This is a genomic window from Pseudoalteromonas sp. UBA6610 (assembly GCF_002433295.1).
Lineage (GTDB): Bacteria > Pseudomonadota > Gammaproteobacteria > Enterobacterales > Alteromonadaceae > Pseudoalteromonas > Pseudoalteromonas atlantica.
In genome coordinates this window covers 3,871-5,169 of record NZ_DJHW01000041.1, presented here as the reverse complement: position 1 = coordinate 5,169, position 1,299 = coordinate 3,871, and the positions used below count along the sequence as shown (strand labels likewise).

Annotated in this window: 1 protein-coding gene; it reads left to right on the top strand. The window is 37.5% G+C overall.

What is annotated here, in order from left to right; genetic code table 11:
- Nucleotides 1–549 precede the first annotated feature (549 nt).
- Nucleotides 550–1,299 (top strand): DnaA ATPase domain-containing protein (locus B4F91_RS05620; protein WP_288635417.1); only part of this gene is annotated, 750 nt, incomplete at its 3' end.

Here is a 1,299-nt window from a genome sequence, read left to right as displayed (position 1 = left end):
TTGCGAGCGCGAGATATTATAGATTAAGCACTTTAAAGTCAATCATAATTGCGCTGTAAACACCGTGTTTATTACATTTTTTGTACGCTGGCTTGATATTTATGGATTAATTTTAAAGCAAAATGGTCTGCTTTTGCGCAAAAAGGCGAATTAATGGCCGAGAGTGACCTAAAGAATGTGGATCGTAATAAAGTAGGGTGATCAACTAGGATCATCATAATTAAGAAGTTTTCCACAGCTGGTGTTTAAAAAGTGAATAAAAGCATGGGAAAACTCATTTAGATCGTAAAATTGGTTCGCGATCTCAGTGTGTTTTTGTTATGATCTGTTATCAGGCTTTAAAATAAAAGTCGCTATAAATCAGTCTGTTAAGATATTTATACACTGATATCAACAATTTTATAAAAATCAATCTTTTACTTGTGGATAAAGTGCCTTCATAATACCCGGTCTTGGGTCGGGTAGCTGGCCAATTGAACGCAATAAATGCATGATTTTTAATCATTATTGATGTGCGGGAATAAAAATTATACCTCTGGGAGTTTAACTGTGTATCTGTCGGTTTGGCAAAGTTGTTTATATGTATTGCAAGATGAGTTGCCTTCGCAACAATTCAGTATGTGGGTAAGACCACTACAAGCAGAAAGTACCGAAGATACCTTAACGATTTACGCACCTAATCGCTTTGTTCTTGATTGGGTAAGAGAAAAGTATTTAAACCGTATTAATGAGTTACTGGTAGAAATTTGTGGTGATGAAGCGCCCGAATTACGTTTTGATGTAGGTAGTAAACCACTGCTAAATACTCAAGCGGCGGCGCCAAGTGTTGAAGCCCCTGCATCACCTAGTTCACAGGCACCTGCTAAACAGCAACCTGTAGAACAAAAAGCAGCAGTAGAGCCTGCGCCTAAATCAGGCTATAAATCTAATATAAAAGATAACTATACCTTTGACAGCTTTGTTGAGGGTAAATCTAACCAGCTAGCAAAAGCGGCTGCAACACAAGTTGCAGATAACCCTGGCTCTGCCTTTAACCCGGTATTTATTTACGGTGGCACAGGCTTAGGTAAAACTCACTTATTACATGCAGTAGGTAATGGCATTATGGCTAACAAGCCCGATGCTAAAATTGTTTACATGCATTCTGAGCGTTTTGTGCAAGACATGGTAAAAGCACTACAAAATAACGCCATTGAAGAATTTAAACGTTATTACCGTAGTGTAGATGCGCTAATGATTGATGATATTCAATTTTTTGCTAATAAAGAGCGCTCACAAGAAGAATTTTTTCATACCTTT